The 26,591-nt window shown below is 66.5% G+C and carries 19 protein-coding genes; 4 read left to right on the forward strand and 15 right to left on the reverse strand.

The genetic code is table 11. The features are described from left to right. Positions 1 to 368: 368 nt before the first annotated feature. Positions 369 to 3,338 carry an Rne/Rng family ribonuclease gene (locus ATO4_RS02325; RefSeq protein ID WP_083589748.1) on the forward strand — a complete coding sequence of 990 codons (2,970 nt, stop codon included), beginning with the start codon at positions 369 to 371 and terminating at the stop codon, positions 3,336 to 3,338. Positions 3,339 to 4,189: 851 nt separating this feature from the next. Here the strand turns inward: ATO4_RS02325 and ATO4_RS02330 are convergent. Together ATO4_RS02330 and ATO4_RS02335 are read right to left on the reverse strand one after the other, a co-directional pair. After that, entirely contained in the window at positions 4,190 to 5,542 is a 1,353-nt protein-coding gene (locus tag ATO4_RS02330; protein WP_083589749.1) for a PleD family two-component system response regulator, read from the reverse strand. Positions 5,543 to 5,550: 8 nt separating this feature from the next. Next, positions 5,551 to 5,922 (reverse strand): response regulator, encoded by a 372-nt coding sequence (locus ATO4_RS02335; protein WP_083589750.1) that lies wholly within the window; start codon positions 5,920 to 5,922, stop codon positions 5,551 to 5,553. A gap of 113 nt (positions 5,923 to 6,035) precedes the next feature. Here ATO4_RS02335 and ATO4_RS02340 point away from each other — a divergent pair, with 113 nt between their 5' ends. From ATO4_RS02340 to ATO4_RS02350, 3 genes are all read left to right on the forward strand, one after another. Beyond that, the gene (locus ATO4_RS02340) at positions 6,036 to 6,344 is read left to right on the forward strand and encodes a DUF3572 domain-containing protein (RefSeq protein ID WP_083589854.1); all 309 of its coding nucleotides are present in this window, start codon (positions 6,036 to 6,038) and stop codon (positions 6,342 to 6,344) included. Positions 6,345 to 6,368: 24 nt separating this feature from the next. Further along, positions 6,369 to 7,025 (forward strand): hypothetical protein, encoded by a 657-nt coding sequence (locus ATO4_RS02345; RefSeq protein ID WP_083589751.1) that lies wholly within the window; start codon positions 6,369 to 6,371, stop codon positions 7,023 to 7,025. A gap of 102 nt (positions 7,026 to 7,127) precedes the next feature. After that, positions 7,128 to 8,462 (forward strand): DNA polymerase IV, encoded by a 1,335-nt coding sequence (locus ATO4_RS02350; protein ID WP_083589752.1) that lies wholly within the window; start codon positions 7,128 to 7,130, stop codon positions 8,460 to 8,462. Between the two features lie 160 nt (positions 8,463 to 8,622). On the opposite strand, the gene dnaE is transcribed toward ATO4_RS02350, so the two are convergent. The 13 genes from dnaE to ATO4_RS02415 form a co-directional block, all read right to left on the reverse strand. Further along, the gene (gene dnaE, locus ATO4_RS02355) at positions 8,623 to 12,126 is read right to left on the reverse strand and encodes a DNA polymerase III subunit alpha (protein ID WP_083589753.1); all 3,504 of its coding nucleotides are present in this window, start codon (positions 12,124 to 12,126) and stop codon (positions 8,623 to 8,625) included. Between the two features lie 574 nt (positions 12,127 to 12,700). Next, complete coding sequence (locus ATO4_RS02360) at positions 12,701 to 13,393, reverse strand: ABC transporter ATP-binding protein (protein WP_083589754.1); 693 nt, start codon at positions 13,391 to 13,393, stop codon at positions 12,701 to 12,703. Then, entirely contained in the window at positions 13,393 to 14,691 is a 1,299-nt protein-coding gene (locus ATO4_RS02365) for a lipoprotein-releasing ABC transporter permease subunit (RefSeq protein WP_083589755.1), read from the reverse strand. Before ATO4_RS02365 ends, ATO4_RS02360 begins: the two co-directional genes overlap by 1 nt. Then, complete coding sequence (gene proS / locus ATO4_RS02370; RefSeq protein WP_083589756.1) at positions 14,688 to 16,010, reverse strand: proline--tRNA ligase; 1,323 nt, start codon at positions 16,008 to 16,010, stop codon at positions 14,688 to 14,690. The genes ATO4_RS02365 and proS overlap by 4 nt, the downstream gene beginning before the upstream one ends. Before the next feature lie 852 nt (positions 16,011 to 16,862). Continuing rightward, on the reverse strand, positions 16,863 to 17,129 hold the full coding sequence (locus ATO4_RS02375; protein ID WP_083589855.1) for a DUF1467 family protein: 267 nt from the start codon (positions 17,127 to 17,129) through the stop codon (positions 16,863 to 16,865). 286 nt (positions 17,130 to 17,415) lie between these two features. Beyond that, positions 17,416 to 17,820 (reverse strand): methylmalonyl-CoA epimerase, encoded by a 405-nt coding sequence (gene mce / locus ATO4_RS02380; protein ID WP_083589757.1) that lies wholly within the window; start codon positions 17,818 to 17,820, stop codon positions 17,416 to 17,418. Positions 17,821 to 17,869: 49 nt separating this feature from the next. Beyond that, positions 17,870 to 19,546 (reverse strand): ribonuclease J, encoded by a 1,677-nt coding sequence (locus tag ATO4_RS02385; RefSeq protein ID WP_083589758.1) that lies wholly within the window; start codon positions 19,544 to 19,546, stop codon positions 17,870 to 17,872. Between the two features lie 128 nt (positions 19,547 to 19,674). After that, positions 19,675 to 20,505 (reverse strand): biotin--[acetyl-CoA-carboxylase] ligase, encoded by an 831-nt coding sequence (locus tag ATO4_RS02390; RefSeq protein ID WP_083589759.1) that lies wholly within the window; start codon positions 20,503 to 20,505, stop codon positions 19,675 to 19,677. A gap of 2 nt (positions 20,506 to 20,507) precedes the next feature. Next, a complete protein-coding gene (gene nuoN / locus ATO4_RS02395; protein ID WP_083589760.1) occupies positions 20,508 to 21,950 on the reverse strand; it encodes an NADH-quinone oxidoreductase subunit NuoN in 1,443 nt (480 codons plus the stop codon). A gap of 128 nt (positions 21,951 to 22,078) precedes the next feature. Further along, positions 22,079 to 23,593, reverse strand: a complete 1,515-nt coding sequence (locus tag ATO4_RS02400) for an NADH-quinone oxidoreductase subunit M (protein ID WP_083589761.1) — start codon at positions 23,591 to 23,593, stop codon at positions 22,079 to 22,081. Then, positions 23,593 to 25,599 (reverse strand): NADH-quinone oxidoreductase subunit L, encoded by a 2,007-nt coding sequence (gene nuoL, locus ATO4_RS02405; protein ID WP_083589762.1) that lies wholly within the window; start codon positions 25,597 to 25,599, stop codon positions 23,593 to 23,595. The genes ATO4_RS02400 and nuoL overlap by 1 nt, the downstream gene beginning before the upstream one ends. Positions 25,600 to 25,604: 5 nt before the next feature. Next, complete coding sequence (nuoK, locus tag ATO4_RS02410; protein WP_083589763.1) at positions 25,605 to 25,913, reverse strand: NADH-quinone oxidoreductase subunit NuoK; 309 nt, start codon at positions 25,911 to 25,913, stop codon at positions 25,605 to 25,607. A 20-nt stretch (positions 25,914 to 25,933) separates the two neighbouring features. Next, positions 25,934 to 26,551, reverse strand: coding sequence for an NADH-quinone oxidoreductase subunit J (locus tag ATO4_RS02415; RefSeq protein ID WP_083589764.1), 618 nt, complete (start codon positions 26,549 to 26,551; stop codon positions 25,934 to 25,936). Positions 26,552 to 26,591: the final 40 nt, after the last annotated feature.

Here is a 26,591-nt window from a genome sequence, read left to right on the forward strand (position 1 = left end):
CCCGAGAGGCGATGCTGCGTTCCACCACCCCGCCTCAAGTCGAGGTTTTTCGCCGATGCCGCAGCTGGAACTGCGATCGGCACACTTCTCGTCGAGATGCGCCGCCCGCCCGGGGGCGCATGCGCGACGTTTCATCGGCCGCCCGATGGCGGTCACCTGTTGTTATAAGGTCGTGTATTTGCCGCATCTGTCCGATTTTCACCGTCAGTCGTTGCCCAGCGTCCGCCTCGTTGCGGCCGGTCATCAGCGCGGAATCGTCGAGCAGCGGCCTGTATGCACGGCCCAGTCGGGCTCGCGCCCAACGAAAGACCGCTTGGCGATGATCTGCCGGATGCGTGTCCCTTGCGCGAGCGCCGGGGAGTCATCTCATGGCAAACAAAATGCTGATCGACGCGTCCCACCCGGAAGAGACGCGCGTCGTCGTCGTCCGCGGTAGCCGGATCGAAGAGTTCGATTTCGAATCGGAACACAAGAAGCAGCTCAAGGGGAACATCTACCTCGCCAAGGTCACGCGGGTCGAACCGTCGCTGCAGGCCGCCTTCGTCGAGTATGGCGGCAACCGCCACGGCTTCCTCGCCTTCTCCGAAATCCACCCCGACTACTACCAGATCCCGAAGGCCGATCGCGAGGCGCTGCTCGCCGAGGAGATGGCGCGCGGCGACGAGGACGACGACGACGAGCCGAAGGCCAAGCCCGCCCCCAAGGCGCAGCGCGGTCGCGGCCGGACGCGCGGCAAGGCTGCCGCCCGCGAGGACGGCGAAACGGTCGCCGAGGACGTTTCGGACAATGCCGGCGAGACCGGCGATGACGATGTCGCCGCGACCGGCGACGGCCGCGACGACGCGCCGCATGCGCAGGACCGTCACGACGATGCGTCCGACACGATCGAGGCCCGCGGCGCCGACGAGGCCGAGGGCTCCGACGACGACGCGGACGAGACCTCTTCCGACGAGGGCGAAGACAACGGCCGTTCGCGCAAGCCGCGCCGTGGCCGGCGGCCGCGTGGCCGCGGCCGGGACGCCGACACCGACGATAACGCCGACGAGGATGGCGAGCCCGAGGAGATCGACGATCTCGGCTCCGAGGACGCGATGGAGGAGGTCCCGGTCCGCCAGAGCCGCCCGCGGCGCCAGTACAAGATCCAGGAGGTCATCAAGCGCCGCCAGATCCTGCTCGTCCAGGTCGTCAAGGAAGAGCGCGGCAACAAGGGCGCGGCGCTGACGACCTATCTGTCGCTCGCCGGTCGCTATTCGGTCCTGATGCCGAACACCGCGCGCGGCGGCGGCATCTCCCGCAAGATCACCAATGCCGCCGACCGCAAGCGTCTGAAGGACGTGGTGCGCGACCTCGAAGTGCCGCGCGGCATGGGCATCATCCTGCGGACCGCCGGCGCCAACCGCACCAAGGCCGAGGTCAAGCGCGACTACGAATATCTGATGCGGCTGTGGGAGACGGTGCGAACCGTCACCCTCTCCTCGATCGCCCCTGCCCTCGTCTATGAGGAAGGCAGCCTGATCAAGCGCTCGATCCGCGACCTCTACAACAAGGACATCGACCAGATCCTGGTCGCCGGCGAAGGCGGCTACCGCGAGGCCAAGGACTTCATGCGGATGCTGATGCCGAGCCAGGCAAAGGTCGTCCAGCCGTACCGCGACCCGACGCCGATCTTCGCCCGCCAGGGCATCGAGACCCAGCTCGACAAGATGCTGCAGCCGCATGTCACGCTGAAGTCCGGCGGCTACATCATCATCAACCAGACCGAGGCGCTGGTCGCCATCGACGTCAACTCCGGCCGCTCGACGCGGGAGCATTCGATCGAGGACACCGCCTACCAGACCAATCTGGAGGCGGCCGAGGAGGTCGCGAGGCAGCTCCGGCTGCGCGACCTCGCCGGCCTGATCGTCATCGACTTCATCGACATGGAAGAGAAGCGCAACAACCGCGCCGTCGAGAAGAAGATCAAGGATTGCCTGAAGGACGACCGGGCGCGCATCCAGGTCGGCAAGATCTCCCATTTCGGTCTTCTGGAGATGAGCCGCCAGCGCATTCGCGCCAGCGTGCTGGAATCCACCATGCAGGCCTGCCCGGTCTGTGGCGGTGCCGGCCATATCCGCTCGGCTTCCTCGCTGGCGCTGCACGTGCTGCGCACGATCGAGGAGCACCTGCAGAAGCACGCGACCCACGATCTCGTCGTCAAGGTTCCGACCGCGACGGCGATCTACGTCCTCAACGAGAAGCGCAAGCGGATCGACGAGCTGGAGCAGCATTTCGGCCTGAGGATCACCATCGAGGCCGATGAAGCCGCCGGCCACCAGGGCGTGACGATCGAACACGGCGCTCCGGCGGAACAGCCGATCATCCGGCAGATCGCGGCGCATCCCGAATCGGTCGTCGCCGATGAGGAGATCGACGTCGTCGAGGAGGAGGCGCCCGAAGAGGCCGTCGCCGAAGAGACCGATACGAAGGCGAGCGACACCCAGAAGGACGAGGGCGACGGCAAGCGCCGTCGCCGGCGGCGGCGGCGCCGGCGGGGCGAACGCGAGGACGCCCAGAATGGGGAGGCGAACGCCTCCTCGGACGGCTCGACCGATTCGGGCGAGGAAGCCGAGAGCGGCGAAGACGAGAGCGATGAGAGCGATGACGACGCGTCGGGCGAAGCCGATGATGGCGATCGCGGCTCGCGCCGCCGCCGGCGCGGCCGCCGGGGCGGCAGGCGCCACCGGGACCAGAATGGCGAGGCCGGCGAAGAAGCCGGCAACGGCACCGAGCCGGTCGCCGCCGTGAGCGAGGCCGCCGTGGTCGCCAGCGAGACGCGGCAGGAAGAGACGGTCTTCTCCGGCGAAGCCACTGCGCATGTCGTCGCGCCGGAGGCGTTTTCGGACGCTCCGCATGACGAAGCCCATGAGGACGCCGTGGCGGTCGCCGTGGTGAGCGAGACGGTCAGCGACACGGTCGTGGTCTCGGAGCAGGTCTGGTCGCAGGCCCCGCACAGCGAGGAGCCGGAGCATCACGCCGAGGCGCCGGTGGAGCATAGCGTCGAGGCGGCGGACCCCATCGATCATGTCGAGGTGCCCGAGGCCGAAGCGAGCCAGCCGGAAGCTGTCACGTCGAGCGACGACGGCGGCGCGGCGGAAACCGTTGCGGCCGGCGAGGAGGTCGTCGCGGCCGATCAGGCTGCTGCCGATCAGTCTGGCGCAGATCAGCCAGCCAATGACGACGTTCCCGAACCCGCAGCTCCCAGGGAGCCGGTGGTGACGTCCTCGACCGGCGAAGAGGCGAGCGGCGAAGACGGCAAGCCGCGGCGCACCGGGTGGTGGGCCCGCCGCAGTTTTTTCTGAGACTCTTCGGGCTCGGCCACTAGGCCGGGCCCGAAGCCTTTACGGGCATCGGTTGCTGCGGCGCCCATCCGCACCGAGCCGGAGCGTCGGCCCTTGCTGCTTCGCAAGATCAGGGCCCCTACACGTCACCTCGGCCGACCCGGTGTCCAGCCGGACGAGGCAAGTTCATGGCGACCCGGAGCGTCATGACGCTCCTTCGGCGACAGTTCCATTCGCGGCGTCGACCGTGACATTCCCTGCACCGGCCACGACGAGACCTGTGGCACGGCGCGCAAGTGAAGCGCAGGCAGGGAATCGCCCCATCGGACGAGCCGGCTGACGCGCGCCTTGAGCCTTTCAACGTCTGATGAATGTCAGCCCACACCCATCCCGACGATCTTAGGGCATCTCCGCAGGATGTCCGGCATCCGCATATCGACGCCAGGCATTCCCGACGAGACATCCGCAACGCTGGCGTCGCAGGACGGCGCAGCCCCGTCACGGCGTGAAGAGACGGCATCCAACCCGGAAACAGGCGGTCTGGGCTTGAGGCAATTGCTGAGAGAGGAAGGAATCAGTGGCCGGCCGGCATTCGCGCGACAGTACGAGGAAACCGTCATTGCGCGGTGCCGACCGACCCCCCACGGGACCCAGGAGATGCGGCGGACCTGAGCATTCCATGGGGTAACTCGGGGGCCTGGCAAGAGGCAGCAGGCGCCCTGAATTCCTTGAGGGAACACTTGCTCAGAACCGGTCGAATTGCAACTTCGCCGCCGGCTCGAAGAGGAAAGTTTTAGCAAGAGGGTTAAGATCCTGCCAACCGTCGAAGCCGCCCCGCGCGGGCTTATCCCCAACTTGCCGGTGCAGGACCCTCACGCCGCCTCGGCACTGGCGACGCGATTGCGGCCCGCGCGTTTGGCCTCGTAGAGCGCCGCGTCGGCCCGCTTGAGAATGGCGCTGCGCGTCTCGCCGCCCCGCGACAGGGCAAGGCCCGCGCTGACCGTCACCGCCAGTGCCTCGCCGCCGATCGAGAACAGGGCTTCCGACACGGCGTTGCGGATCCGTTCGGCGACACCGAAGGCGGTCTCGGCGTCGGCGCCTGCCATGAGCACCGCGAATTCCTCGCCGCCATACCGGCACGCCAGATCGCTCGCGCGAATCGCGCCCCGCAGCCGGCGGGCGAATTCGATCAGCACCCTGTCTCCCGCATCATGGCCGAAGCCGTCGTTGATGCGCTTGAAATGGTCGATGTCGAGCAGCGCGACAGAGAAGGTCCCTTCGGCATTTGCGGCGCGATCGAGATGGATGTCGAGGAAGCGGCGATTGTGGAGACCGGTCAGGGGATCGGTGACGGCAAGTTCGATGGTCTGCTGCAGCGAGCGGCGCAGGCCTTCGTCGTATCGCGAACGGCGCAGCTGCGTGCGCAGCCGGGCTGCGAGCTCGTTGCGGTCGATGGGCCTCGGAACATAGTCGTTGGCGCCGAGCTCCAGCGCGCGTGCCGCCTTCGTCTCGTCGCCGGCCTCGGCGAGGGCGAGGATCGGCTTGAGGCGGGTCGCCTGCCCGGACCGGAGCTGCGAGATCAGCCGCAGCGGATCGTGCGTCGTGGCGGCCAGATCGACGACGAGAACATCGATGCCGTCGCCGGCTGCCCGATCGAGGAAGTCCGCAGCCTGGAAGAGGATCGTCAGCTCGGTCTCGCCGCGCAGTCGCCGCTCGATCAGGCGTCCGTCCTCTGCCGCCTCGATCAGGGCGAGCGTATGCGACCTCTCCGTCGCGAGCTGCCGCAGCAACTCCATCTCGCCGCCGACCAGTTGCATCGCCGTTTCCGCCCTCAGGCGCAGCTCGTCCGTCACGCGCTTCAGCCGCGCCAGGCTGCGCACCCGCGCCAGCAGCGCCAGGTCTCCGACCGGCTTGGTCAGAAAGTCGTCGGCGCCTGCCTCGAGGCCGGCCAGCCGGTCTTCCGGTTGGTCGAGCGCGGTGATCAGGACGACCGGGACATGCATCGATCCCGGCGCTGCCTTGATCCTGCGGCAGACCTCGAAACCGTCGAGCCCGGGCATCATCACGTCGAGAAGGACGAGGTCGACGGGCTGCTGCGCGAGCACCTCGAGGGCCGCCTCGCCGCTGATGGCGGTGACGACGTCGTAATATTCCGCGGCAAGTCGCGCCGATAGCAGCCGCAGGTTCACCTCGATGTCGTCGACGACGAGAATGCGCGCGGTCATCGGGCGGCTCAGGCGTCGTCGAGGAAGGAACGAATCACTTCCATGAAGCGGTTCACCGAGATCGGCTTGGAGATGTAGGCCTCGCAGCCCCCCTGCCGGATCCGCTCCTCGTCGCCCTTCATGGCGAAGGCGGTCACTGCGACGATCGGGATCTTGAACAGCTCCGGATCCGCCTTGAGCTGGCGAGTGACGTCCAGCCCGGAGATTTCCGGCAGCTGAATGTCCATCAGGATCAGGTCCGGCCTGTGGGCACGGGCGAGATCCATCGCTTCCAGGCCACTTCGGGTCTGCACGGTGTCGTAGCCGTGCGCCACGAGGAGATCGCGGAACAGCTTCATGTTCAGCTCATTGTCCTCGACGATCATGACGGTCTTTGTCATCGTCGATACTCCCTGCCTCGACCCGTCCGAATAATTCGGCTACTCCAGCTTATGTAAGCGAATTTCTTTAAGAATCGGGTATCGATCCATTGACGTTCGTTAACGATCCGCGGCTGCCGCGCCGGCCTGGCGACAGACGAAACGCCCTCGACGCGGAAGCGGCGCAGGCGATTGCGATCAAGGCCCTCGCCTTCATCGCCGCCGATCCCGTTCTCCTGCCCCGGTTTCTCGGGCTCACCGGTCTCGACCCCGCCAGCCTGCGGCGCGCGGCGCAGGAGGACGGCTTCCTGCCGGGAGTTCTCGACTTCATTCTCGGGCACGAACCGACGCTTGCGGCGTTCTGCGAAGCGGAGGGCCTGCCGCTCCATCAGGTGCCGGCCGCACGGATGGCACTGCACCCTGTCGACGAGGTTTCCGAATGAAACCTCTCAAAATTGTGATCTGCCGTGACCTCGAAGCCTGAAACAGCGGGCCCGTCCGTCGATTCTCTTCCGCAGCGGAATAATGCACTTCTCGTTCTGGATGTCGATGAAGTTGTTCTGGAATTCATCAGCCCATTTTGTCGCCTGCTCGACGAGCACGGCGCCCGTCTGCATCCGGATAGCTTCCGGCTGACCGGCAATGTCCGCTCGATCGCGACGGGCGCCGCGCTATCGGGCCCCCGTCTGGAAGCGATCACCCAGCAGCTCTACCACGAGCAGCAGACGCGCCAGCCGCCCGTGCCGGGCGTCGGCGAGGCGCTCGCACGCCTGTCGCTGCGCGCCGACATCCTGTTCCTCACGGCGATGACTCCCAGCCACTACGATCGGCGTCGACGGCTTCTCGACGATGCCGGCCTCGCCTTTCCGATGATCGCGACCGAACGCTCCAAGGGGGCTGTGATGGCCGAGCTCTGCGCCCGCAGGAGCGGGCCGGTGGTCTTCGTCGACGACCTGCCGCCCAATCTCGCCGTCGTGCATCGCAGCGCGCCCCACGTGCGGCTCCTGCATCTGATGGCGAACGAGGTGTTCCGGCCCCATCTGCCGGCGCTGACGGCGGCGGCAGCCAGCGCCCGCGACTGGAGCGAGGCGGAGGTGATCATCCGGACATGGATCGGCGACTGATTTCTCGCCTCCCGTCGAAAATTCCCCCTGCCGGCTTGCCAGCGTCATCTCGCCGTTCCTCCTTCGTTCGGCTATGATCGTCGCTCACCGGGTGCGACCGCCATGCCGATCTCCGACATCTCGACTTTCTGCCGCGACTGCTTCGCCCCGGGAAAGGCCGGTCCGCGCCGTTGCCGCCACTGCGGCAGCCCGCGCCTTCTCGACCATCCGGAGGCCTCGCAGCTCTCCCTCGCCCATATCGACTGCGATGCGTTCTATGCCAGCATCGAGAAGCGCGATCGGCCGGAGCTCGCCGACAAGCCCCTGATCATCGGGGGCGGCCGGCGGGGCGTCGTCTCCACCGCCTGCTACATCGCCCGCATCAGAGGCGTGCGGTCCGCCATGCCAATGTTCAAGGCGCTGAAGCTCTGCCCCGACGCCGTCGTCATCCGGCCGAACATGGAGAAATATGTCGGCGTCGGCCGCACCGTCCGGGCGCTGATGAGCGAGATCACGCCGCTGGTCGAGCCGCTGTCGATCGACGAGGCCTTCCTCGATCTCGCGGGGACGCAGGCCCTCCACGGCGAGCCGAGCAGCGTCACGCTCGCCCGCCTTGCCAGACGCATCGAGACGAGCCTCGGCATCACCGTCTCCATCGGACTGTCCCACAACAAGTTCCTCGCCAAGATCGCCAGTGACCTGGAAAAGCCACGCGGCTTCTCGGTCATCGGGCGGGGCGAGACGCTGAGCTTTCTCGCGGGCAAGCCGATCACCCTGATCTGGGGCGTCGGCCAGGCGATGGAGCAGAAGCTCGCGCGCGACGGCCTCACCCGCATCGGCCAGCTCCAGACGATGGAAGAGACCGACCTGATGAAGCGCTATGGCGAGACGGGCCGGCGGCTCTTTCGGCTGGCGCGCGGCATCGACGAGCGACCGGTCAATCCCCGCGGCGAGGCCAAGAGCATCTCCGCCGAGACGACCTTCGACACCGACATCTCGTCCCTGGACGCATTGACGCCGATCCTGCGCGATCTCAGCGAAACCGTCGCGGCGCGGCTGAAGAAGACCGACCTCGCCGCCTCCACCATCGTCCTGAAGCTCAAGACCGCGGACTTCGCGATCCGGACCCGCAACCGCAGGCTCGGCGATCCGACCCGCCTCGCCGACCGCATCTTCGCCACCGGCCGCGCGCTTCTCGAAAAGGAGGCAGACGGCACCAGGTTTCGCCTGATCGGCATCGGTTGCGCGGATTTTTCCCCGGCACTGCGTGCCGATCCGGTCGATCTCGTCGACCAGGGAGCAGCGAAGCGGGCGCGGGCCGAAGCCGCCCTCGACAATCTGCGCGGCAAGTTCGGCAAGAGCGCGATCGAGACCGGCATCACCTTCGGGCGCCTCGAACGCCGCCGCCCCGACCCGGCGCGGACGGGCGATCCCGCGGCCGACGCGCCCGCCGACTGATGTGGCGGGTGCCTGCGACGGTGGACGTCTGACGCTGAGAGGCCTTGGACGGACGAGTTGCCGATGGCTGGCGACGCCGGGAGCCGGAGCCCGATCGGCCCTGGCCCGGGAGGACCGCAGGCGGCCGTACCGTGTCCGCCGCCCGCCCTAGCCGCCCGCCCTAAAGGAGTTCGACGTCCAGCACGCCCGGCGCCGCCTTGACGGCACTCGCCATCTGCGGCGACACCCGGTAGCGGCCCGGCAGCGTGATCTCGACCTCCCGCTCGCCCTCGTCGCGCACGAGAACCAGCGACACCTCGCTGTCGCCGTCGCTCGACAGCTGGCTGCGGAAGCTCGTCAGCGGCTTGGCGTCCCGCATGAAGACGCGCAGCGCCTTCTGGGTCCGCACCGCCTCGTCCTCCAGCGACTGCACCTGCTGGGCACGCAGCGATATCCCCTCCGGCCGCTCCTCGGCCGAGACCGTGACGATGACGGACGCACCGGGCTCGAGCACGTCGCGGAAGGCGACGAGCGCCTCGGAGAACAAGACGACCTCGTACTGGCCGCTCGGATCGGATAGCTGCACGATGCCGATCTTGCCACCGGTGCGGGTCTTTCGCTCCTGGCGCGAGGTCACGGTGCCGGCGAGCCTGCCGGCGCTGGCGCCGCGCTTCACGGCGGAGACGACTTCCGTATGGGACTGCACGCGCAGCCGCCGCAACACGTCCTTGTACTCGTCGAGGGGATGGGCGGAGAGATAGAAGCCCACCGCCTGGAACTCCTTCATCAGCTTTTCCGAGGCGGTCCACAGCGGCGCAGGGCCGAGCGCCAGAGGTTCCGGCGCCCCGCCCGCCGCCTGGCCGAACATGTCGTGCTGGCCGGTGGCGCGTCCCTCCGAGACCCGCAGCGCGTAGGACGCCATTCGCTCGATATTGGCGTAGAGCAGCGAGCGGTCGTGGCCGAAGCAGTCGAACGCGCCCGCCGCGATGAGGAATTCGAGCGTGCGCTTGTTGACGATCTTCGGATCGATCCGCGCGCAGAAATCCTCCAGCGAGGCGAAGGGCTTGTCCCCCCGCCGCTCGACGATGTGGATGACGGCGTGCTCGCCGACCCCCTTGATGGCCGCAAGGGCGTAGAAGATCTTGTTGTCGCCGACCTCGAAGGCCTTGTGCGAGGTCTGCACCGAGGGCTGCACCACCTCGATGCCCAGCCGCCGCGCATCGGAGCGGAAATCGTTCAGCTTGTCGGTGTTGCCGGTATCGAGCGTCATCGACGCGGCGAGGAACTCGACCGGATGGTTGGCCTTCAGATAGGCAGTCTGATAGGCGACGAGGGCGTAGCAGGCCGCGTGCGACTTGTTGAAGCCGTAGTCGGCAAACTTGGCCAGAAGGTCGAAGATCGTGTTCGCCTGGCCCTTGGCGATGCCGTTCTTCACCGCGCCCTCGACGAAGCGCACCCGCTGCTTGTCCATCTCGGCGCGGATCTTCTTGCCCATGGCGCGGCGCAGGAGATCGGCCTCGCCGAGGGAGTAGCCGGACAGGACCTGGGCGATCTGCATCACCTGCTCCTGATAGATGATGACGCCTTGCGTCTCCTTCAGGATCGGCTCGAGCATCGGATGGAGGAAGTCCGGCTCCTCCTCCTTGTGCTTGCGGGCATTGTAGGTCGGGATGTTCTCCATCGGTCCCGGACGGTAGAGCGCCACCAGGGCGATGATGTCCTCGAGGCAGTCCGGCCGCATGCCGATCAGCGCCTTGCGCATGCCGACCGATTCCACCTGGAAGACGCCCACGGTCTCGCCGCGGGTCAGCATCTCGTAGGTTTTGGCGTCGTCGAGCGGCAGGGCCGACAGGTCGATGTCGATGCCCTTGCGGGCGATGAGATCGACCGCCGTCTTCAGGGTCGTCAGGGTCTTCAGGCCGAGGAAGTCGAACTTCACCAGCCCCGCCGGCTCGACCCACTTCATGTTGAACTGGGTGACCGGCATGTCGGATCGCGGATCGCGATACATCGGCACGAGCTTCGACAGCGGCCGGTCGCCGATGACGATGCCCGCCGCGTGGGTCGAGGCGTGGCGGTAGAGCCCCTCGAGCTTCAGGGCGATCGAGATCAGCCGGTCGACCACATCCTCGGCCTTGCGCGCCTCGGCGAGCCGCGGCTCCTCCTCCAGCGCCTGGGCGAGGGTCACCGGATTGGCGGGGTTCTGCGGCACCAGCTTGCAGAGCTTGTCGACCTGGCCATACGACATTTCCAGCACCCGGCCGACGTCGCGCAGCACGGCCCGGGCCTGCAGCGTTCCGAAGGTGATGATCTGGCCGACCTGCTCGCGCCCGTATTTCTCCTGGACGTAGCGGATGACCTCTTCACGCCGGTCCTGGCAGAAGTCGATGTCGAAATCCGGCATCGAGACGCGCTCGGGGTTGAGGAAGCGCTCGAACAGCAGCGAGAAGCGCAAAGGATCGAGGTCGGTGATCGTCAGGGAATAGGCGACGAGGGAGCCGGCGCCCGATCCGCGCCCGGGCCCGACCGGGATGCCTTGCGCCTTTGCCCATTTGATGAAGTCCGAAACGATCAGGAAGTATCCCGGGAACTTCATCCGCTCGATGATGCCGAGCTCGAAGTCGAGACGATCGCGATAGGCCGCCTCGGAGACTCCCGGCGCGCAGCCGAGCTTCGTCAGCCGCGCTTCCAGCCCCTCGAAGGCCTGACGCCGCAGTTCCGCGACCTCCGCCGCGTCCGCAGCCACCGGCTCGGCATCCGCGCCGGCAAAGCGCGGCAGGATCGGTGCGCGGGTGCGCGGCCGGTAGGAGCAGCGCCGGGCGATCTCGACCGTGCTTTCCAGCGCCTCGGGAAGATCGGCGAAGAGCATCGCCATTTCCGACTTGCTCTTGAGGCAATGGTCGCGGGTCAGCCGGCGCCGGTCCTCGTGGCTGACCAGCCGGTTGCTGGCGACGGCAAGCAGCGCGTCATGGGCCTCGAAATCGTCGGGGCAGGCGAAAAAGGGCTCGTTGGTGGCGACGAGCGGCAGGCCCAGCTCATAGGCCAGTTCCACCGTCTCGGCCTCGATGCGGCGGTTGTAGCCGGATTGCCGCTGCAGTTCGACATAGAGCCGGTCGCCGAAGATCGCGGCGAGGCGCTCGATCCGCTGCCGGGCGATGGCGCTGCGCTCGGCCGCCAGCGCTGTCCCGATCACCCCGAGCGGGCCACCGGACAGAGCGATCACGCCTGCGGCGCGGGACGCGATCCACTCCAGCGTGACATGCGGCCGCTGGTTGTCCGGATGCCCGAGATAGGCCAGCGAGACGATTTCGACGAGATTGTCGTAGCCCTCCTCGGTGGCCGCGATCAACACCAGCTGGCCGATCGGCGCCAGGCCGCGATCGCCTCGCCCCGGCCGGCTGTCAACTTCGGAATCGGCGAAATCGACGTCCAGCTGGCAGCCGACGATCGGCTGGATTCCCGCCTTCGACGCCTTCTCGGAGAATTCCAGCGCGCCGAACAGGTTGTTGCTGTCGGCGATGCCGATCGCGGGGGCCTCGTCGCCGGTGGCGAACTTGATGATCTGGTCGAGCTTCAGCGCCCCTTCGAGCAGCGAAAAGGAGCTGTGGACGCGCAGATGCACGAAGGGCAAGGGGTCTGCGATCCGGGTCGTCGCGCTGTCCGCCATGGAAGTGACCTCATGCATTGCTGTCCGCCGCGGTGACGGCAGGCTCGCCCGTCCGGGCGCGGCTTTCAGGAAACGCTCGCCGGCGACCGACGCATTCCGCCATCAAGAAAGGCGTAGTTCTCATACCCGGCGGATGAAAGGCCGGTGCGCTCCATGTCCCCAGAAAAGCCGCGCCTTCCACCTTCGCTCACAACCAGGCGCCGGCATAGGCATGGCAACGGGATCGGGGCCGGGAGCAAGGGTGCGGCCAGCGTGGCCGCCACGTCGGGATCAGACGGCGTGGATGACGAGGCTGAGGGCGAAGAGGAAGCTGGAAATGGCCGCGAGGGAAAGGACATCCTTGGCGAAATCGAGCATGACGTGACCTCCTGTTTTCTCTTATGTCCCTATTTGTTCTTATTTTGTTCCCGACGTCAAGCGCCGCGTTCTCGCCGAAAGCGAATTCCTGTAGCCAGGACCATATCTCGGCGAGGCAGGCGATCGCAGGCAGGCGTTCCCGCAGGCCGCGGCCTGCGGGAACGCGCCGGCAAATGCCTGCGACAGTTCGATGATTCGGGTTGGTCCAGGCGACGATGCCGCAGGCTTGCGGCGGTCAGCCCATGTCGAGCGGGACGATCCTGCCAGCTTCGAGCGTGATCGCGTGATCCATGCGCCGGGCGAGGTCGTGATTGTGGGTGGCGATCAGCGCCGCCACGCCGGACTGGCGCACCAGCGCCGTCAGTGCGTCGAAGACGTAGCCGGACGTCGTCGGATCGAGATTGCCGGTGGGCTCGTCGGCGAGCAGCACGTGGGGCGAATTGGCGACGGCGCGGGCGATGGCAACGCGCTGCTGCTCGCCGCCAGAAAGCTCGGCCGGCCGATGCTGCGAGCGCGCGCCGATCCGCATGTAGTCGAGAAGCTCCTGCGCCCTCGTGGCGGCGCCCTTCTGCGAGAGGCCGCCGATCATCTGCGGCAGCATGACGTTCTCGAGCGCCGAGAACTCCGGCAGGAGATGATGGAACTGGTAGACGAAGCCGATCGCCTGGCGGCGCATCGCGGTGCGCTTCTCGTCGCCGAGCGTGCCGCAGGCGACGCCGCCGATGTAGACCTCGCCGCTGTCGGGCCGGTCGAGCAGCCCGGCGATGTGGAGCAGCGTCGACTTGCCGGCGCCGGACGGCGCGACCAGCGCCACCATCTCGCCGGGAGCGAGCGTCAGCTCGGCCCTGTCGAGGATGGTCAGGCGGTTCTCGCCCTGCACGTACTCTTTGCCGACGGCATCGAGCCGCAGCGCATGGGGTTCAGCCATCATTCGTACCGCAAAGCCTCGACCGGATCGAGCCGCGAGGCTCGCCAGGAGGGAAGGATGGTCGCCAGGAACGACAGGCCGATCGCCATCGACACGACGAGGACGACCTCGCTCGGATCGACCTCGGCCGGCAGCTGGCTGAGGAAGTAGAATTCCGGATTGAACAGGACGACGCCGGTGATCCAGGAAAAGAACTGCCGGATGCTCTCGATATTGATGCAGAAGAGCAGCCCGAGGACGAAGCCGGCGAGCGTGCCGGAAAAGCCGATCGAGGCACCGGTGATCAGGAAGACGCGCATCACCGAGCCTTTCGTCGCCCCCATCGTCCTCAGGATGGCGATGTCGCGGCCCTTGTCCTTCACCAGCATGAACAGCCCGGAGATGATGTTCAGCGCCGCGACGAGGACGATCAGCGTCAGGATGATGAACATGACGTTGCGCTCGACGTTGAGCGCCGAGAAGAAGCTCTCGTTCTGGGACTGCCAGGTCACGGTGTAGCTGGGACGCCCCGCCGCCGCCTCGATCTGCGGCTGCAGCACCTGCACCTCGTCGGGATGGTCGACGAAGATCTCGATCGACTGGACGCGGTCCTCCTGATTGAAGAAGAGCTGCGCCTCGGCGAGCGGCATGTAGACATAGGCGGAGTCGTATTCCGACATGCCGATCTCGAAGATCGCGCTCACCGGATAGGCCTTGACGCGCGGCGCGGTGCCGAAGGCGGTGACGTCGCCGTCGGGCGAGACGAGGGTGATGTTGTCGCCGAGGCCGATCCCCAGCGACTGGGCGAGACGGCTGCCGACGGCGACCCCCTGCCCCGTGTCGAACCCTTCGAGAGTGCCGAGCTTGACGTTGGCGGAGACCGGCGCGAGCTTCGTCAGGTCGGCGAGCCGGACGCCGCGCACCAGCGCGCCGGTCGAGCCGGTGTTCGGGCCCTGCGCCAGGACCTGGCCCTGCACCATGGGCATGACGAACTGGACGCCGTCGACGCCCTGGATGCGTTGGGCCACCGCGTCGTAGTCGGTCAGCGGCTGGTCGATCGGATACATGATCACATGGCCGTTGACGCCGAGGATGCGCATCAGGAGCTCGCCCCTGAAGCCGTTCATCACCGACATGACGATGATCAGCGCGGCCACGCCGAGCATGATTCCGACGAAGGAGAAGCCGGCAATGACCGAGACGCCGGCATCGCGCCGGCGCGAGCGCAGGTAGCGGCCGGCGATCATCCATTCGAAACGCGAGAACGGCCGGGTGGTGCGGGACGCATCGGCCACGGTCGCGTTTTCCGGGAGGCTCATGCGCCCACCCTGGCGACGACGGAGGCGAGCGGAACGGTCTCGCGCTCGCCGGTGGCGCGGACCTTCACCTCCGCCTCCCCGGCCTTGGCCCCGCGCGGGCCGACGATGACCTGCAGCGGCAGCCCGATCAGGTCCATCGAGGCGAACTTGGCGCCGGCCCGCGAGTCCTGATCGTCGTAGAGGACGTCGTAACCGGCCCGGCCGAGTTCGGCATAGAGGGTCTCGCAGGCGGCATCGCACTCGGCGTCGCCAGGCTTCATGTTGATGAGCCCGACGTCGAAGGGCGCGACGGATTTGGGCCAGACGATGCCGGCCTCGTCGTGGGACGCCTCGATGATCGCGGCGACGAGACGGCTGGGTCCGATGCCATAGGAGCCCATGTGGACTGGCACGTCCTTGCCGTCCGGCCCGGTGACGACGGCATTCATCGCCTCGGAATATTTGGTGCCGAAGTAGAAGATGTGGCCGACCTCGATGCCGCGCGCCGCGACCTTGTCCGCCTCGGGCACCGCATCCCAGAGGGCTGCGTCGTGCATCTCGTCGGTGGCGGCGTAGGGCTTCGTCCAGCTTTCGACGATCGCGGCGAGCGAGGCGGCGTCGGAGAAGTCGATCTCTTCGCCCGGGACCGCGAGACCGAGATAGTCGCGATGGCAGAACACCTCGCTCTCGCCGGTAGAGGCGAGGATGATGAACTCGTGGGACAGATTGCCGCCGATCGGGCCGGTGTCCGCCCGCATCGGGATCGCCTTCATGCCGCACCGCGTGAAGGTGCGCAGATAGGCGACGAACATGCGGTGATAGGCGGTCTGGGCGGCGTCGAAGTCGAGATCGAAGGAATAGGCGTCCTTCATCAGGAACTCGCGGGAGCGCATCACGCCGAAGCGGGGCCGCACCTCGTCGCGGAACTTCCACTGGATATGGTAGAGATTGAGCGGCAGATCCTTGTAGGACCGCACCGACGAGCGGAAGATGTCGGTGACCATCTCCTCGTTGGTGGGGCCGAACAGAAGCTCGCGCTCGTGGCGATCCTCGATCCGCAGCATCTCCTTGCCGTAGGCGTCGTAGCGGCCGCTCTCGCGCCACAGGTCGGCGGACTGGATCGTCGGCATCAGGAGCTCGACCGCGCCGGAGCGGTCCTGCTCCTCACGGACGATGGCGCAGACCTTGTCGAGGACGCGCTTGCCGAGCGGCAGGAACGAATAGATTCCCGCCGCCTGCTGCCGGATCATGCCGGCCCGCAGCATCAGCCGATGAGAGACGATCTCCGCCTCCTTCGGATTCTCCTTCAGGATGGGCAGAAAATACCGCGACAGACGCATCGATGGTCCGATCAACTCGAGAGATTGGCGTGGAGCACGCGCATGTCCGGCTCATAACCGGTCATACCCCCGATGAAAAGACGGGATTTTCGTGCCGCAGATGCGGGCTGCCGGCAGCGGCGCCACACGCTGCGAAGAGGATCGCACCGTCGCCGGAGGCGGTCGCGGGAGCCGCAACCGCCTCCGGCAAGACGTCACGCCTTGCGGCACCGTGCCGCACATGATGCTTGCCAACCGGCTGCGCGACGCAGTGCTTGCTTTGCGGTGCGACGGGTTCCGGGCCTCGCATCTTGCGGATAAGCCCGACTGACGCAGCGCAATCCGCCGGACAACGCCCGCGCAACAGGCGACGCCACCTCACGGGACCACAGCCAAACATCTGTCGGATCACATGGATACGCGGGGGAATGTGACAAACCGCATCACTTTCTGTCGGTCTGCAAAATTTCGCGTGACAAGTTGTCTGGCCAACGGTAACGTCCGGCGCATAAAAAGCGTGCCATTAATGGCGCGAAATCAGGCGGTCTAGTCTTGGGAGGACGTGATTTCCGGCGCGGTGCAAACCGCGGCCCCGGCAGAGTTCCGGTGTGAAATCCAGGCGCGCGAATTGTGATGCAAGGCGAAAGCCTTGCATTTTTTTTGTGCAGTTTCCGGCGGGTGGCGTTTGCGGAGGCCCGAGTACCAGCGCCGACGCCGGACGCTTCTTCACCTGCTCGAAGCGTACCGTCGGCCCCGATCTTCGACCCGCGCCAAGGGGTTACCGCTCAGGCGCCGCGCGGGCTCGATAGCAGCGGTACGGGAGGCAACTCACGGGCCGCTGGTATCACAGTTCCCCGGCGGCACCGGCTCGTCTCACGTTCCCGGAATCATGTGCGGGAAGTCGTCCGGGCCGAGGCCGAAGACCTGGGTCACCACGTAGAAGACGACGAACACCACGGTCGCGAGCGCCGTCGTCAGCATGAACTTGAAGCCCATGCGGGCGTTGATCGGCGCGCTGTCGGCAGTGCCGAGCGCCCGTTCGCCGCTCTCGTGCTGGGACTGGTTGCCGATCGGCAGGATGACGAAGAGCGCCGTCCACCAGATGATGAAATAGATCGCCAAGCCTGAAATGATGCCCATCGAGACCTCCCCTTGATAGCGGCGCAGTCGCTTGTGCGGCCATGCGGCGGCGCCTGTCGCGCCGATCCATATTGCCGCCATGCGCCCATTTGAAGATCGGCGTGGCAGCCGGCGCTTCGGGAGCCACCCGGCCGCCGGCTTGCGCCAATCGCTTCGCCGTGCCGCGCACTTCCTGATCCGGGCCGGCTCTTCGTAACGCGGCCCGAAGAACGGACGCAATCACGTTGCGCGGAGCAACCGCAAACTCTGACCCCGGCGGGAGCACCGTCGCCCCGGCCCAGCCGGTTCACACCTGTTCGAGCTCGGTCAGCGTTCCGTGCACGTCGCCCGGATGGAGAAACAGCACCGGCTTGCCATGGGCGCCGATCCGGGGTTCGCCGTCGCCAAGGACCCGGGCACCGGAGGCGACCAGATGATCGCGGGCGGCGACGATGTCGTCAACCTCGTAGCAGAGGTGGTGCATGCCGCCCTTCGGGTTCTTGGCGAGGAAGGCTGCGATGGGGGAGCCTTCCCCGAGCGGCTCGAGGAGCTCGATCTTGGTGTTGCCGAGCACGACGAACACCACCGTGACGCCGTGCTCGGGAAGTGCCTGCGGCGCCGAGACCTTTGCGCCGAGCAATGTGCGATAGGTCGCCGCCGCGGCTTCGAGATCGGGCACCGCGAGGGCGACGTGGTTGAGACCAAGCAGCATCGAACGATCCTCCCCAGATGACCGGGCGCCTCGCGCGCCCGCGCGACGATCAGGCCTTGGAGACGAAGACCGACACGATCGGCTTCTTTCCCCAGGCGTCAGCGGCGGCGAAACGAACGGCCCGGCGCACCGCCTCGCGCACCGTCTCGATGTCGCCCCGGCGCTTCGGCGGGATGCTCTCGAAGGCGTCGACGGCGGCATCGATGAGGATGTCCTCCATCTCGTCGCCCTCCTCGTCCTCCTGCGGCAGGCCGAGGATGACCATGTCCGGGTCGTCCCGCAGCGCGAGCTTGGCGGTCATCTCCACATGCACGGCGACATGGCCGACGAAGGAGAGGCGCCGCCGCTCGACGATGCCCATCTCATCGGGCGTCCCGATCAGCCGCCCGTCCTTGTAGAGCCGCCCGACCGGAACCTCGTCGATCACCATGGCCGGCCCCGGCGCGAGCTGCACCATGGCGCCGTTGCGGATGCACAGGACCGTCTTGACACCCGCCTCCCGCGCCAGCGCCTCGTGAGCGACGAGATGCGCCGCCTCGCCATGGGCGGGGATCGCGATCTGCGGCCGCACCCAGGCGTACATCTCCTTCATCTCGCGGCGACGCGGATGGCCGGAGACGTGAACCAGCTTCTCGCCGTCCTCCAGCACCTTGATGCCGCGATCGATCAGGGCGTTCTTGATCTCGATGATGCCCTTCTCGTTGCCGGGAATCGAGCGCGAGGAGAAGATCACCATGTCGCCCTTCGACAGGCTGACGGAGGGATGCTCGTCGCGCGACAGGCGGGCGAGCGCGGCGCGCGTCTCGCCCTGGCTGCCGGTCAGGATGATCACCGCCTTCTCGCGGGGGATGTAGCCGAAGTCCTGCTCCGACAGGAACGGCGGCAGGCCCTCGAGATAGCCGAGCTCGTCGGAGACGTCGACGACGCGGCGCATGGAGCGGCCCATCAGCAGCACCTGGCGGCCCGCATCGCGCGCCGCCTCCGCCACGGCCCGGATGCGGCCGACATTGGAGGAGAAGGTGGTGACGGCGACGCGGCCCGGCGCCTCCGCAATGATCTTGGCGAGCGACGCCGACACCTCGCGCTCGGACGGACTGACGCCGTCGCGCATGGCGTTGGTCGAGTCGGCGATCATCGCCAAGACGCCCTCGTCGCCGATCGCCCGCAGCCGCGCCTCGTCGGTCGGGGCACCGAGAACCGGGGTCGCGTCGATCTTCCAGTCACCGGTGTGGAGCACGGTGCCAACCGGCGTGCGGATCGCCAGCGCGACGGGCTCGGGGATCGAATGGGTGACGTTGATCGCCTCGATCTCAAACGGCCCGACGCGGAACCGGTCGCCGGCCTTGAACAGCGTCACCGGGATGTCCGGCGCCCCGGCTTCGCCCTCACGCTTGGCCGCCAGCAGCGACGCGGAGAAGGCGGTGGCGTAGACCGGCGCCTTGAGCCGTGGCCACAGGTCGAGCAGCGCTCCGTAGTGATCCTCGTGGGCATGGGTGATCACGATGCCCTTCAGCTTCAGTCGCCGCTCCTTGATGAAGCGGATGTCGGGGAGGACCAGGTCCACCCCCGGCATGTCGGGACCGGCGAAGGACACGCCGCAGTCGACCACGATCCACTCGCGGCTGTCCGCCGGCCCGAAGCCGTAGAGAGCGAAATTCATGCCGATCTCGCCGACACCGCCGAGTGGACAGAAGACCAACTCGCCGTTCGTGTTGTCGTTGTTCATCTAGCCTCTGCTTTCCGGTTTCATCTCTTGTTCGCCGATGGTCTTTTTCATCATCCGGCCACCATCCTCCGGCTCAAATCTTCAGGGTTCGCCCGCTCGCATCGCAGGCCGGGCACCGCCGGTCCGGTTCATGTCCGGACCGATGCCACCGCACCGAAATGCACGTCGCCCGCCGCAATGCGCGTCGCCGCGCCGTCATCGCCTCGAATGACCAGATGGCAGTCGGCGTCGACGGTTTCAAACACCCCGCGCACGATGGTCCCGCCGGTGTCGACGGCGACCTGCGAGCCGAGACCCGCTGCCCCCTCGAGCCATCTGTCGCGAATGGCAGACAACCCCTGCCCGGCTCGCCAGAGACGCAGGTTGTCGACGAAGGCGTCGCTGAGGGCAAAGAACAGCTCGCCCGCCGAACACCCGCAGCCCATGGCGGAAAGGTCCGTCGCCGGATAGGGCGTGCCCCTTGGATGATCGACGACATTCACGCCGATGCCGATCGCGATGGCCAGATCGTCCTGGCCGGCCTGGGCAGTCTCCAGCAGGATGCCGGAGAGCTTCGCCCCGTCGGCGAGGACGTCGTTCGGCCATTTGAGGGCGAAGCGGCCGCCCCGCACGAGATCCCCCGCGTCGGGCGCGATGGCGAAGGCGCCCTTGGGCACCACCGCGAGGAGCGCGTCCCGCAGGGCCAGCGCCGCCACGAAACCGAGGGAGGCTGCCACCGACAGCCCCACCTGCGGGCGCAGCAGCAGCGTCGAGGCCAGATTGCCGGGCCGCCCCTCCCAGGGCCTGCCGCGCCGTCCCCGCCCACCGGTCTGGTGGCCCGTCACGAGCCACAACTTGCCGGGATCGCCCTGCCTCGCCCGTTCGAGCGCCAACTGGTTGGTCGAGCCGATTTCGGCGAAGGATTCCAGCCGAAAACCGTCCGCTACCGCCGTCGGCGAAAGAGCGAAAGCCGCCGTCACCGTCAGAAGAAGGACTTGGCGGCGGCCTCGGCTGCAGCGAAGACGGGGCCGCCGACGAAGATGTAGATCGGGAAGACGATCAGCCCCGTCACCCACAGGACCGCCCGCAGCTCGATCGCCATCGGCACGAAGGCCTCCGCCGGCTCGTCGAACCACATCGTCTTCACGAGGCGCAGATAGTAGAAGAGGCCGACGACCGAAGCGAGCACGCCGATGATCGCCAGCGGCCACAGGCCGGCGTGGACCGCCGCCATGAAGACGAAGTACTTGGCGATGAAGCCGGCGAGCGGCGGCAGGCCGGCAAGCGACAGCATCATAACGGTCAGGAACAGCGCCATCACCGGGTTCGTCTGCGACAGCCCGGCGAGATCGGCGATCTCCTCCACCATGCCGTCGCGCCGGCGCATGGCGAGGATGACCGCAAAGGTGCCGAGCGTCATCATCAGGTAGACCGTCATGTAGATCAGGACGCCGCGCACGCCCTCGCTGTTGGCGGCGGCGAGACCGACGAGCGCGTAGCCCATGTGCGCGATCGACGAGTAGGCCATCAGCCGCTTGATGTTGCGCTGGCCGATCGCGGCGAAAGCGCCGAACACCATCGAGGCGATGGAGATGAAGACGATGACCTGCTGCCACTGGTCCGACATCGGCTCGAAGCCCTGGACGGTGAAGCGGGTGAGCAGCGCCATCGCCGCGACCTTCGGCGCGCCGGCGAGGAAGGCGGTGATCGGCGTCGGGGCGCCCTCATAGACGTCCGGCGTCCACATGTGGAAGGGCACGGCGGAGATCTTGAAGGCGAGACCTGCGAGGACGAAGACCAGGCCGACGACGAGGCCGAGCGAGCGGCCGCTCTCGCCGGCGACGGCCGCGATCTGGGTGAACTCGATGTGGCCCGTGAAGCCATAGACCATCGAGGCGCCGTAGAGCAGCATGCCCGAGGACAGGGCGCCGAGGACGAAGTATTTCAGACCGGCTTCGGTCGAGCGCACGCTGTCCCGGTTGATCGCCGCGAGCACGTAGATCGCCAGCGACTGCAGTTCGAGGCCGAGGTAAAGCGCGATCATGTCGCCGGCGGAGACCATCATCATCATGCCGGTGGTCGACAGGAGGATGAGAACCGGGAACTCGAAGCGGTTGAACCGCTCGCTCTCGGCAAAGCCCACCGACATCACCATCGCCGCGGCGGAGCCGACGAGGACGAGGATCTTCATGAAGCGGGCGAAGGGATCGAGAACGAAGGAGCCGCCAAAGCCGACGCCGAGCGGCGTGATCAGGATCAGCCACAGGGCGGCGATGATGATCACCGCGACCGACAGACCGGTCACCGTCTGCGAGCTCTTCTCGCCCATGAAGACGCCGATCATCAGAAGGATCATCGCGCCGATCGACAGGATCAGCTCAGGCGCGGCGATCCACAGGCTGCTGGCGAGCATATCGGGCATCATGGGCGGTAGGCCTCGAAACGTAAGTGGGACGCCCTCACCGGCTTGGCTGCCGCAACGAGGACGTTCGAATGGTCGTCATGCCGGCGGGGCGAACGCTGCGTCCCGTCGTCGGATGGTCGGCCCGACGCTCAGTGGAGCACCGCGACCGCACCGTTGCCAGCGGCGTCGATCGCCGCCGTGTAGCTCCTGACGAGCGTCTCGACCGAGGCCGCCGTCACGTCGAAGACGGGCATCGGATAGACGCCGAAGAAGATCACCAGCACGACCAGCGGATAGAGCAACAGCTTTTCCCGGCCGGACAGGTCGAGGATATGGCGCAGGCTCTCCTTCTCCAGCGCCCCGAAGATCACCCGGCGATAGAGCCACAGCGCGTAGCCAGCGGAGAGGACGACGCCGGTCGTGGCGAAGATCGCCACCCAGGTATTGACCTGGAAGACGCCGATCAGCGTCAGGAACTCGCCGACGAAGCCCGAGGTGCCCGGAAGGCCGACATTCGCCATGGTGAAGATCAGCATCACCACCGCATAATGCGGCATCCGGTTGACGAGACCGCCATAGGCCGCGATCTCGCGGGTGTGCATCCTGTCATAGACGACGCCGACGCAGAGGAACAGCGCGCCGGAGACGAGGCCGTGGGAGAGCATCTGGAAGATCGCGCCCTGCACGCCCTGCTGGTTGGCGGCGAAGATGCCCATGGTCACGAAGCCCATATGGGCGATGGAGGAGTAGGCGATCAGCTTCTTGATGTCCTCCTGCATCAGCGCGACCAGCGAGGTGTAGATGATCGCCACCACCGACAGCGTGAAGACGAAGGGCGCGAAATCCGCCGAGGCCAGCGGGAACATCGGCAGGGAGAAGCGCAGGAAGCCGTAGCCGCCGAGCTTCAGGAGGATGCCCGCAAGGATCACCGAACCCGCCGTCGGCGCCTCGACATGGGCGTCGGGCAGCCAGGTGTGGACGGGCCACATCGGCATCTTCACCGCGAAGGAGGCGAAGAAGGCCAGCCACAGCCATGTCTGCATCTCGGCGGGGAACTGGTGCTGCAAGAGTTCCGGGATCGAGGTCGTGCCGGCATTCCAGTACATCGCCATGATGGCGATCAGCATCAGAACCGAGCCGAGGAAGGTGTAGAGGAAGAACTTGTAGCTCGCATAGATGCGCCGCTTGCCGCCCCACACGCCGATGATCAGGAACATCGGGATGAGGCCGCCCTCGAAGAAGATGTAGAAGAGCACGAGATCGAGCGAGCAGAAGACGCCGATGACCAGCGTTTCCAAGACGAGGAAGGCGATCATGTACTCCTTCACCCGCGTCTTCACGGACTCGAAGCTCGCCAGGATGCACAGCGGCATCAGGAAGGTCGTCAGGATGACGAACAGCATCGAGATGCCGTCGACGCCCATGTGATAGGTGATGCCGTCACCGATCCATTCGAGCTGCTCGACCATCTGGAAGCCCGGATCGGACGCGTCGAAGTCGATCCAGATCCACAGCGAGACGATGAAGGTGAAGACCGTCGTCAACAGCGCGACGTTGCGCACGTTGCGCCGCGCGAGCTCGTTGTCGTCCTTGATGAACAGGATGAGGAGCGCGCCGACCAGCGGCAGGAAGGTGACGGTCGAGAGGATCGGCCAGTCGGTCATCAGTTCGCTCCCCCGAGCATCATCCAGGTGACCAGCGCGGCAACGCCGATCAGCATCGCGAATGCGTAGTGATAGAGATATCCGCTCTGGAGCCGCACGACCCGGCCGGTGACATCGATGACGCGGGCCGAGACCCCGTCCGGGCCGAGCCCGTCGATCACCCGCCCGTCACCGGTCTTCCAGAGGAAGCGGCCGAGCCACTGCGCCGGCCGGACGAACAGGAAGTCGTAGAGTTCGTCGAAGTACCACTTGTTCAGGAGGAACTGGTAGAGGCCCCGGTTGCGCTGGGCGGTCTCCTTGGGAAGGTTCGGCCGTGCGATGTAGAACATGTAGGCGGTGACGAAACCGACAGCCATGCAGATCGTCGGCAGGAAGGCGATCCAGAACGAGATCTCGTGCATGTCGTGGAGCACGTGGTTCTCGGCGCCGGTGTAGATCGCGGCATGCCAGAACTCGTCATAGCCCTCCCCGATGAAGGCGCCCTCGAAGACGATCCCCGCGAACAGCGCGCCGGCGGCCAGCACGAAGAGCGGGACCAGCATGACCAGCGGCGACTCGTGGATGTGGTGCATGACGTCGGCGGAGGCCCGCGGCTTGCCGTGGAACGTCATGAAGATCAGCCGCCACGAATAGAAGCTCGTCAGCGCCGCCGCGATCACCGTCATGCCCCAGCCGTAGAGGGCGAAGGAATTGTGGCCGACGAAGGCCGCCTCGATGATCGCGTCCTTCGAGTAGTAGCCGGCGGTGAAGGGAAAGCCGGTCAGAGCGAGCGTGCCGATCACCATCATCCAGTAGGTCTTGGGGATGTGGGTCCTGAGGCCGCCCATGCGGCGCATGTCCTGCTCGTCGGAGACGGCGTGGATCACCGAACCGGCGCCGAGGAACAAGAGCGCCTTGAAGAAGGCGTGGGTGAAGAGGTGGAAGATCGCCGGCCCGTAGGCCCCGACGCCGAGCGCGACGAACATGTAGCCGAGCTGCGAGCAGGTCGAGTAGGCGATGACGCGCTTGATGTCGTTCTGGACGAGACCGACGGTCGCCGCAAAGAAGGCGGTCGTCGCGCCGATGAAGGTGACGAAGGTCAACGCCGAGGAGGATAGCTCGAACAGCGGCGACATGCGGGCCAGCATAAAGACGCCGGCGGTGACCATGGTCGCGGCATGGATGAGCGCCGAGACCGGGGTCGGGCCCTCCATGGCGTCGGGGAGCCAGGTGTGCAGGCCGAGCTGGGCAGACTTGCCCATCGCGCCCATGAAGAGCAGCAGGCAGACCGCGGTCAGTGCGCCGCCCATGGTCAGCGCATAGCCGGCGAAGTTGAGGACGACGTCGCCCGCACCATGGGTCGCGGCCTCGGCGCCGGCTGCGGCGGCATCATGACCGCCGAGGGTCGCGGCGACGTCCGCGGCGCCGGCGAAGATCGTGTCGAAGTTCACCGAGCCGAACAGCGCGAAGACGCCGAAGATGCCGAGGGCGAAGCCGAAGTCGCCGACCCGGTTGACGACGAAGGCCTTCATCGCCGCGGCGTTGGCCGAGGGCTTCTTGTACCAGAAGCCGATCAGGAGATAGGACGCGAGGCCGACGCCTTCCCAGCCGAAGAACATCTGCACAAGGTTGTTCGACGTCACCAGCATCAGCATGGCGAAGGTGAACAGCGAGAGATAGGCGAAGAACCGCGGCCGGTGCGGGTCGTGGTGCATGTAGCCGATCGAATAGACGTGCACCAGGCAGGAGACGGTGTTGACGACGACGAGCATGACCAGGGTCAGGCGGTCGATCCTGAGCGACCAGGACACGTCGAGCCCGCCCGACTGCATCCATTGCAGCAGCGGCACGCGAACCGTCTCGCCCTCGCCGAAGCCGAAGGAGATAAAGGCGATCCAGGACAGGACCGCAGCGGCCACCATGAAACCCGACAGCGTGTATTCGCAGGCCTTCGCCCCGATCGACTTGCCGAACAGCCCGGCAAGGAGGAAGCCCGCGAGCGGCAGGAGGACGATGATCGTGTACACCGCGATCAGCCTTTCATCGTGTTGACGTCGTCGACGGCGATCGAGCCGCGATTGCGGAAGAAGACGACCAGGATGGCGAGGCCGATGGCAGCCTCGGCCGCTGCGACCGTCAGGATGAACAGTGCGAAGACCTGGCCGACGAGGTCGTTGAGGAAGGCCGAGAACGCCACCATGTTGAGGTTCACCGCGAGCAGGATCAGCTCCACCGACATCAGGATGGTGATGATGTTCTTGCGGTTCATGAATATGCCGAAGACCCCCGTGACGAAGAGGATCGCGGCGACTGTCAGGTAATGGCCGAGACCGATTTCCATGGTTTCCGGTTCCTTGTCGCTCAGATGCCCCGGCCGCTCTCGACCTTGCGGATCTCGATGGCTGTGGAGGGATTTCTCGCCACCTGCGCGGCGATGGACTGCCGCTTCAGGCCTTCCTTGTGGCGCAGCGTCAGGACGATCGCCCCGACCATCGCGACGAAGAGGATCAGCCCGGCCAGCTGAAAGAAGAGAATGTAGCGGGTGTAGAGGACGCCGCCGAGCGCCCGGATGTTGGACATCTCGTAGAGCGGCTGCATCGGCAGCGACGTCGACTGGGCGAGGTCGGGCTGATAGGCGCCGCCGGTGACGGCGATGACCAGCTCGGCGAGGAGCACGAGGCCGATGATCAGGCCGAAGGGCGCATATTTCAGCGCTCCCTTCTTCATCTGGCCGATGTCGAGATCGAGCATCATGACGACGAACAGGAACAGGATCGCCACGGCGCCGACATAGACGACGATGAGGATGAGCGCCAGGAACTCCGCCCCCGCCAAAAGGAACAGACCCGCCGCGGCGACGAAGGTGAGGATCAGGAACAGCACCGAGTGGACCGGATTGCGCGCGAACACCACCATCAGCGCCGCACCGACCGCGATGAAGGCGAAGATATAGAAAAAGAATGCCTGAAGGCCGAGCATTCTCGGGCTCCCCTCATGTTCCGGTCCGCGGCGACGGCGC

Source organism: Aurantimonas sp. 22II-16-19i (assembly GCF_002088275.1).
GTDB lineage: Bacteria > Pseudomonadota > Alphaproteobacteria > Rhizobiales > Rhizobiaceae > Jiella.

Excerpts from the sequence above, each read along its gene's own strand:
- ATO4_RS02330 (WP_083589749.1), bottom strand. The coding sequence starts at position 5,542 with ATGACCGCGCGCATTCTCGTCGTCGACGACATCGAGGTGAACCTGCGG.
- ATO4_RS02385 (WP_083589758.1), bottom strand. The coding sequence starts at position 19,546 with ATGAACAACGACAACACGAACGGCGAGTTGGTCTTCTGTCCACTCGGC.
- dnaE (WP_083589753.1), bottom strand. The coding sequence starts at position 12,126 with ATGCATGAGGTCACTTCCATGGCGGACAGCGCGACGACCCGGATCGCA.
- ATO4_RS02415 (WP_083589764.1), bottom strand. The coding sequence starts at position 26,551 with ATGCTCGGCCTTCAGGCATTCTTTTTCTATATCTTCGCCTTCATCGCG.
- ATO4_RS02375 (WP_083589855.1), bottom strand. The coding sequence starts at position 17,129 with ATGGGCATCATTTCAGGCTTGGCGATCTATTTCATCATCTGGTGGACG.
- ATO4_RS02360 (WP_083589754.1), bottom strand. The coding sequence starts at position 13,393 with ATGGCTGAACCCCATGCGCTGCGGCTCGATGCCGTCGGCAAAGAGTAC.
- proS (WP_083589756.1), bottom strand. The coding sequence starts at position 16,010 with ATGCGTCTGTCGCGGTATTTTCTGCCCATCCTGAAGGAGAATCCGAAG.
- mce (WP_083589757.1), bottom strand. The coding sequence starts at position 17,820 with ATGCTGCTTGGTCTCAACCACGTCGCCCTCGCGGTGCCCGATCTCGAA.
- nuoN (WP_083589760.1), bottom strand. The coding sequence starts at position 21,950 with ATGATGCCCGATATGCTCGCCAGCAGCCTGTGGATCGCCGCGCCTGAG.
- ATO4_RS02335 (WP_083589750.1), bottom strand. The coding sequence starts at position 5,922 with ATGACAAAGACCGTCATGATCGTCGAGGACAATGAGCTGAACATGAAG.
- nuoK (WP_083589763.1), bottom strand. The coding sequence starts at position 25,913 with ATGGAAATCGGTCTCGGCCATTACCTGACAGTCGCCGCGATCCTCTTC.
- ATO4_RS02350 (WP_083589752.1), top strand. The coding sequence starts at position 7,128 with ATGCCGATCTCCGACATCTCGACTTTCTGCCGCGACTGCTTCGCCCCG.
- ATO4_RS02325 (WP_083589748.1), top strand. The coding sequence starts at position 369 with ATGGCAAACAAAATGCTGATCGACGCGTCCCACCCGGAAGAGACGCGC.
- ATO4_RS02400 (WP_083589761.1), bottom strand. The coding sequence starts at position 23,593 with ATGACCGACTGGCCGATCCTCTCGACCGTCACCTTCCTGCCGCTGGTC.
- ATO4_RS02365 (WP_083589755.1), bottom strand. The coding sequence starts at position 14,691 with ATGAGCCTCCCGGAAAACGCGACCGTGGCCGATGCGTCCCGCACCACC.